Origin of the sequence: Aequorivita sp. KMM 9714 (assembly GCF_011065475.1) — a bacterium.
Classification (GTDB): Bacteria; Bacteroidota; Bacteroidia; order Flavobacteriales; family Flavobacteriaceae; genus Aequorivita; species Aequorivita sinensis.
This window is the reverse complement of record NZ_JAAGRO010000012.1, coordinates 1-7,260: the sequence shown is the minus strand read 5'-3', so window position 1 is coordinate 7,260 and position 7,260 is coordinate 1. Positions and strand designations below refer to the sequence as shown.

Below are 7,260 nucleotides of genomic sequence, written 5' to 3'. Positions count from 1 at the left end.
AGATGTTGTGATCAATAGATCTAACCAAGTGTGGGCTGCGGATATAACATACATCAGAACTATTAAGGGATTTTGCTACCTGGCACTCTTAACAGATATGTATTCGCGTAAAATAGTAGGGTTCGACTTGAGTGATAGTTTAGAACTTACCGGTTGTGTAAGGGCTTTAAAAAAGGCAATGTACCACAATAAGGGACTTACAAACCTAACGCACCACTCAGACAGAGGCATCCAATATTGCAGCAATGTCTACACAAATGAACTAAAGCGAAAAAAAATAGCAATTAGTATGACCGAAGAAAATCATTGCTATGAAAACGCACTCGCAGAAAGAGTAAATGGAATCCTTAAAGATGAATTATATCTCGACCAGACCTTTGCCAGCGTGGAAGAAGCAAAAAAAGCAACCAAAAATGCAATCAAATTATATAACTCTAAAAGATTACATTTATCTTTAAACTATAAAACACCTAATAACGTACACCAAAATGCAGCTTAATTTTAATCAATAACCTGTAGACGTATTTTAGGACGAGACATATGAACCAATCTCTATGAAGAAAAATATTTTAATAAAATCAATCATCATATTTCTGACTTTAACTATATATAGTTGCGAAAATTCTAAAACTGAAAAAACTGAATTGGTTTATGAAAATGGAAATCAGAAAGTTGAAATTCAAATACTGAACGGAAATGATTATTTGGAATATGACAAACTGACTGAAACGAATTTTATGTTAACCAATATAGAGCCAAATACTTTCTCTGTTTATGGAGCTGGAATTCGTGTACTCGGAACAAAAAACAGTACGATGAAAACAGAAATTAAAGTTCCAATTAATTATCTTGAAACAGACACTTTAAATGTAAAAGTTAGATTTGGAATAAAACCAGAGGAAAACCACGAATTTAATATTCCAATGAAAACAGCGAAATAAAAATACTGTGGGCAACAATGTGTATAAGCAATGGCTTGTCCTCGCCTACTTGGAAAATCCTGCGGATTTTCCTCTGGCAAGTACTTGTTTGGAATTGTCCGTGACGAACCACGCCACTGCTCATACACGAAACCGTTGTGGCTAATGCGAGAAACCACCGAAAATGAAATAAAAATATGACAATAAAAGAAGCCATTTTAAAAAGTCTTGACGATATAAACGGACTGACAAACTATATGGAAGTTCACGACCATATTATTAAAAATGGATATTATGACTTTGGTCCTGCAAAAACGCCACCTGCGACAATCTCTGCACTTTTAGGAGATTTTATAAGAAATGGAGATTCTCGTGTTAAAAGAATAAAACAAGAAGGAGGTTCATACGCATATTACCTGACCAAAAATGAACAAGATATTGGAATTGAAATATTATCAGGCTCAACCGAAACGACTTCTGTAAAACTACCTAAAGTAAAAGCCAAATCATATAACGAAAGAGATTTACACAGACTTTTGAGTAGTTATTTAAAGAATACCAAAATATATTCGAAAACAATATTCCACGAACATTCAAAAAACGGAAAAGATAGCAACCAAATTTGGACACATCCAGATATGGTCGGAGTTAAATTTTTGAATTTGCAAACCAAAGTCAGTCAGAATTTCTTAAAATCAATTAATAGAGTTGACACCTTTAAATTAAGTTCTTACGAATTAAAAAAAGAAATTAACTCGGACACGGAATTGAAAAAAGCCTATTTTCAAGCAGTTTCAAATTCAAGTTGGGCGAATTATGGATATTTAGTAGCATTTGAGTTTAGTGATAGCTTGTCGGACGAAATGGAAAGGCTAAATCAATCGTTCGGAATTGGAATAATTGAACTAAATGCTAATCCATATCAAAGTAAAATATTATTCCCAGCAATTTACAAAGACCTCGATTTTAAGACAATCGACAAACTATGTAAAATCAATAAGGAATTTGAACAATTCATTGAGCAAACCGACAGATTAATGACAGCTCAAGAGCGTTATTACAAATCGACTGAAAAAGAACTTGATGAATTTTGTGATGGCTATTTTGAGAATGATTCGGAAATTGAAAAGTATTGTAAAGATAAAAATATTCCGAATGGAGAATAAAGCACTAGCCACAACAATGGCTATAGTTAATACGGGTTTTGTGCTTGACTCAAATTTCAGTGCTTTTAACCAAGTCCGCCAAATCTTTTGATTTGGCTTTAGAACAAAAAAGATAAAACAAAATAAAAAGATTTGGCTAAGTGCTTAATCGGAAATTAATCGCTTTTTAATTCCCGTACTAACCATAGCCGAGCCGTTGTGTGTAATGTAAACCAATCATTCGCGGAGAATAAAAAACAAAAAAGATTCTTGTTCCCTCTAAACATAAAATATAAACGAGTACTAAATTCAAAATCTGATAGCAGAGAAATCTTTGACAAAATTGAAAAAGAACTGACACGTTTAAAAATTGACAAAATTCACCGTTCGGACTTAAAAATTGAATTTAAAAACTCTTTTTTTAACGGACAAGGAAGATGGCATTTAATGGCTCCTATAGATAAAGGATATTTAAAATTAGATGGTAATCTGAAAAAAATTGAATATTCTTTTTCTGTAGTCAGAATGTTTTATATTACTTCTGTAATGGCTTTGTTTTTCGGTTTAATATCTCAGAGTTATTGGATTGGAATAATTTTCTTTTCCTGGCTCTTTGGAATGAATTGGATAATAACGCTGATAAGACAAAATCAATTTGCGAATAAATTAAAAAGAATGCTTAATAATAAAAACACTACACACAACAATGTATAACCGCAATTACGGCGGATTCGACTACGCCCGAATCCACGCGTAATTGCTAAGGTCAGTGCTTAACCGAAAAACCTCGCATATTAACCCGTAACTGCGGTTATACTAAACGTTAGCACCAAGCTAAAATAAATATGGAATGAAAAAAATAATTACATTACTGTGCTTATCACTGACCATTATTAAGTTGTCGGCTCAGGATACAACCCCAAAGGTTTCTGGGAAAATTGAAATTTCCATAAAGCAAGGAACTATTGAGGGAGATTTGATTTTAAGTAATATTCCAGCAATCAAAGATTATTTAATCCGACTAAATTCAGGACTTAATATTTTACATTTCAGAAGTTTAGAGCCTAATAATTTCTTAATAAGTTATAATGTAGCTCATAATGATACTCTGACCTACGGAGAGTCAAAAGCTTATTATTTTCCTGACAATTCCAGAAAGAATAAATTTTTACCGAATAGTATCCAAGTAAAATATGTCGGCAAATACCCTGTGATAAAAGATACTCTTAAAAATTACAGTCAATATGATTGGAAAGGAAATATAGCATTTAACCATAATTCCATCAGAACTGACGGATTACAATCAGCTTGGTATCCCATACTTTATGACATATCTAATGATATTGTATATGATAAAGTCAAATATGATATTGAAATTACCTGTAACGATTGTACAACTCTATACATAAATGGCAATAGACCCATAAAAGCACAAAAGCATAGATTTAAAAGTGAGATTGCCCGAGAATTAACTCTGTTCTGCGGCAATTATGATTTCTCAAATGTCGAAGACACTTATATTTTAAACCCGAATTTAACCAATAAACAAATAAATGATTTTACCGATTTAATAAATTCATACAAGAAATTTTATACCAATAAACTAGAAATTCCTTTTGACCAATCCGTCTCCTTCATAGAAACCACACCAACTTCTAAAAAGAATGGTTGGCTGTTTGTTTCCTATCCAACAATAGTCAATATCGGTTGGGGTGATAATGGTCTAAAAAGCCTATTTAATCCTCAAATTCAAAATTGGTACAGACCTTTCATTGCCCACGAGCTGGGGCATTATTATTTCGGAACATATAAAGTATTCAATTCCGAACTTGGAGATATGATAAGTGAGGGTTTTGCGGAGTTTCTGTCTCTTGAACTAACCAAAGAAATAATTGGAACAGAAGTTTACGAAAGCAAAATGGCTTATAAAGTCAAAGAGTTAGACGGTTTTAGTCCTATTTCAATTGGTAAAATAAAAGGAGAATCTGATTATAATGACCGAGAACTATACGTTTATTATTATGCGCCTATTGTTTTCACAGCTATCGAAAAAGAAATTGGGAAGGAAAAAATGTGGAATTGGATAAAAGCCATTCTAAAAACAGAAACTAATTTCACAGATTACGAATTTTTAATTTCAACATTAAGGACCGCTCTGAACAATAAACAACAAATAGAATTGATAGAAAATCAATATCTAATAAGTGAGGAATCATTGAAAAACGCACTTGAAAGAATAAAACAGAAGTAAAGCCAGGTGCTAACAATGCATAAACGCAATAGCGGGTAAGTGCAGAACCCGAATGTAATTTTATATATTTAAGGTCTGGTATAAATTGAAAAGACAGTGCGTCAATCCCGCTACTGCGTTTATACGAGACGTTGCCAGTAATTATGAAAAAAACAAACATATGGCTTTAAAAGATATTTTAGGAATTGGAAAAGTTTTACCTATGGACAAACTATTAGATGTAGTTTCAAATTCGGTTGGACGTTTATCTAAATCATATTTTGACAAAAAAGATATTGATAGTAAAGCTTACGAAATAAAAAAATTAGCAGAAGCAAGAGCTGAAGAAATGAAGATAATTTCATCGGCTGTTAAAGATAATTTTGAAATTACGGGAGGAATTGAGTATAAGGAACAAAGCATTACAATCTCATCACCAAAATCCAATGATAATTTGGAGAATTCATCTGTAATTGTTCCACCAAGTCTTGAGGAAAGAACGGAAAAACGAATAAATTATCAAGAGGCCAAGAAACAGCTTAACATAGAAAGCGTTACAGCCTATGCAGCAGAAGAATTAAAGAATGAAAAGGAAGTGACAGATGAACCGGTTGATGAAGATTGGACTACAAGGTTCTTTAACATTGCGGAAGATATTTCAAACGAAGAAATGCAGGCACTTTGGGGCAGGATATTAGCTGGAGAAATAAAGAAACCTAAAACTTATTCTCTACGAACTTTAGATGTTTTGAAAAATTTATCCAAGAAGGAGGCAGAAGTATTTCTCAAGTTTGCTCGCTTACATATTCAGTCGTCTGGTGTATCATTCATTTTAAATTTCAAAAATGAAAATTTATTAGAGAAAAAATACGGTTTAAACTTCAATGACCGTTTGCTTTTAGAAGAACTTGGTTTTCTGACTGCAAATGATTTGCAATTTAAAGTTCTCAAGACAGCAGATACTGCTCTAGATTTATATTTCAAATTAGGCAATATTTTAGTTTCAATAAAAAAGCCTGAAAAACAACCTGAACAACAATTACAAGTTTTAGTTTTCACCAAAATTGGTCAAGAATTATTAAAACTTGTTAGTGATACACCTGATTTGGATTATGCCCAATTACTTGCATCAAAATTACGTAAAGACGGATTTGAAATTAAGTTTGCCTACATACTGAATGAACTTGATGATGGTAGAATTAGTCATACAGGTTTAAATGATTTACCACTTACAAAGGAGGAGCAAATGGCAAAAGATGAGTTGGAAAAGACACAAAAGGATAAAGACGAAACGGAAAAATAACTACTGGCAACAACGTATATAGCTCATAGCTTGTAAGTTTCTAAACGGAAGTTAAGGCATATTTGGAAAGTCGCCAAATTTTTAAATTTGACGATTTCCAATAAAAAAGATAAATAGTAAAATTTAAAAATCTGGCTTGTGCTCAACCAAAAAATAATCGCTAATTTACACGCTACGAGCCATATACAAGACCGTTGTACCCAATTATAACAAAATGAATTACATAGAACCAACATCGCTTTCAAATTCTTTCACTTGTCCACATTGTGGCACTCTATCTAAACAAAGATGGTGGTGGACTGATTGGAATAAAAGTATAGGACATCAGCACAAACAGCAATATCCAATTCATATTGGAACCTGCGATCATTGTGATGAATCGACAATGTTTATTAACGATACCCTGTTCTATCCTGATTCTGGAAATGCCCCTTTTCCAAATCCTGAAATGCCAGAATCAGTATTAAAATTATATAGAGAAGCATCATCAATTCATATAAAATCACCTAGAGGTGCAGCTGCCTTATTAAGACTCGCAATTCAAGTTTTAACAAAGGAATTGGGAGAACCTGGGAAAAATATAAATACAGATATTGGAAGTTTAGTAAAAAAAGGACTTCCTGTTATCGTCCAACAATCACTAGATATTGTTAGAGTAACAGGAAACGATGCTGTTCATCCTGGACAAATCGACACAGATGACAGAGAAACTGTTGGACAATTATTCAAGTTGGTAAATGTAATTGTTGAATATATGATTGATTTACCAAAAAGAGTTGGCGGAATTTACGATAGTTTGCCAGAAGAAAAAAAAGACGGAATTGAAAAAAGAGATAATAAATAATGGATGACGAAAAAAACAAACTTATTCAGCAATTGACAGAAATGCTTAATAAACCTGGAGGAAAACAAGCAGCAAGATTTGCTTTAAACTCAATGGGAGCTATTCCTTTTGTAGGAGGTGTATTTGCTGGTGCTGGAGATTTATGGGGAGAAAGAGAACAACAAAAATTCAATGAGAAAATTACTGAATGGGCATCACAAGCAAATTATGATTTAGAAACAGTAGTCAAAATGTTTGAATCAGAATTGCAAGAACCAACTAAAGCTAACCTCACACTATTGTTCGGTGAGGCATTAGGACTTGAAATTCCTTTTATGATAAAATCAGGAACTGCTTATGAAGTATCAACAGTTTTACACCCACAAACTCTTGCGGAATTTGAAAAATTTGAACCAACGGGCTGGATAACCATTAATTCAAATGGAAATATGACAAATATGGGTGCAGGAAATAGTTTTGGAAATTCTATCGAAGACAAAAAAAGACCAAGAGGTATGGGAAATGGATTTATAATCAGACTTAATGAATCTTATTATTCCTAAAAGTAACTGGGTACAACAACGTGTATAATTCATTGCTAGTACAGGCTTACTTACGAAAATCCTCGCGGATTTTCTATTCGGTTTGTATTTGCTAAATTAGTTGCTTAAACACGCAACGAAATCATACACGAACACGTTGTGCATAATTATGACCCGTCCTGAAATATGTATACACTAAAACAAATGTATATGTATAAAAATGACGGATATGTAAGACGTTACAGCGAAAGCTTTAAACTCAAAGTTCTTGATGAACTCTCCAAGGGTAATCACTCT

The 7,260-nt window shown here is 32.8% G+C and carries 8 protein-coding genes; all 8 read left to right on the top strand.

All coding sequences use genetic code 11. The annotated features are described in order from the left end of the window. A partial coding sequence (locus G3A46_RS13890; RefSeq protein WP_165150729.1) for an IS3 family transposase occupies positions 1-499 on the top strand: 499 nt, incomplete at its 5' end. A gap of 55 nt (positions 500-554) precedes the next feature. Further along, positions 555-941 carry a hypothetical protein gene (locus G3A46_RS13885; RefSeq protein WP_165150728.1) on the top strand — a complete coding sequence of 129 codons (387 nt, stop codon included), beginning with the start codon at positions 555-557 and terminating at the stop codon, positions 939-941. A 176-nt stretch (positions 942-1,117) separates the two neighbouring features. Continuing rightward, positions 1,118-2,086 carry a hypothetical protein gene (locus G3A46_RS13880; protein ID WP_089895951.1) on the top strand — a complete coding sequence of 323 codons (969 nt, stop codon included), beginning with the start codon at positions 1,118-1,120 and terminating at the stop codon, positions 2,084-2,086. A 249-nt stretch (positions 2,087-2,335) separates the two neighbouring features. Beyond that, positions 2,336-2,779, top strand: coding sequence for a hypothetical protein (locus G3A46_RS13875; RefSeq protein ID WP_165150727.1), 444 nt, complete (start codon positions 2,336-2,338; stop codon positions 2,777-2,779). 136 nt (positions 2,780-2,915) lie between these two features. Then, positions 2,916-4,316, top strand: a complete 1,401-nt coding sequence (locus tag G3A46_RS13870; RefSeq protein ID WP_165150726.1) for a M1 family metallopeptidase — start codon at positions 2,916-2,918, stop codon at positions 4,314-4,316. A 160-nt stretch (positions 4,317-4,476) separates the two neighbouring features. After that, positions 4,477-5,598, top strand: a complete 1,122-nt coding sequence (locus tag G3A46_RS13865) for a DUF2806 domain-containing protein (RefSeq protein ID WP_165150725.1) — start codon at positions 4,477-4,479, stop codon at positions 5,596-5,598. Between the two features lie 214 nt (positions 5,599-5,812). Next, positions 5,813-6,442 (top strand): DUF4145 domain-containing protein, encoded by a 630-nt coding sequence (locus G3A46_RS13860; RefSeq protein ID WP_165150724.1) that lies wholly within the window; start codon positions 5,813-5,815, stop codon positions 6,440-6,442. Continuing rightward, complete coding sequence (locus G3A46_RS13855; protein ID WP_165150723.1) at positions 6,442-6,984, top strand: hypothetical protein; 543 nt, start codon at positions 6,442-6,444, stop codon at positions 6,982-6,984. Before G3A46_RS13860 ends, G3A46_RS13855 begins: the two co-directional genes overlap by 1 nt. Positions 6,985-7,260: the final 276 nt, after the last annotated feature.

What these genes read in the sequence shown, in the direction of transcription:
- G3A46_RS13855 (WP_165150723.1), top strand. Translation starts at nt 6,442, where the DNA reads ATGGATGACGAAAAAAACAAACTTATTCAGCAATTGACAGAAATGCTT.
- G3A46_RS13860 (WP_165150724.1), top strand. Translation starts at nt 5,813, where the DNA reads ATGAATTACATAGAACCAACATCGCTTTCAAATTCTTTCACTTGTCCA.
- G3A46_RS13885 (WP_165150728.1), top strand. Translation starts at nt 555, where the DNA reads ATGAAGAAAAATATTTTAATAAAATCAATCATCATATTTCTGACTTTA.
- G3A46_RS13865 (WP_165150725.1), top strand. Translation starts at nt 4,477, where the DNA reads ATGGCTTTAAAAGATATTTTAGGAATTGGAAAAGTTTTACCTATGGAC.
- G3A46_RS13880 (WP_089895951.1), top strand. Translation starts at nt 1,118, where the DNA reads ATGACAATAAAAGAAGCCATTTTAAAAAGTCTTGACGATATAAACGGA.
- G3A46_RS13870 (WP_165150726.1), top strand. Translation starts at nt 2,916, where the DNA reads ATGAAAAAAATAATTACATTACTGTGCTTATCACTGACCATTATTAAG.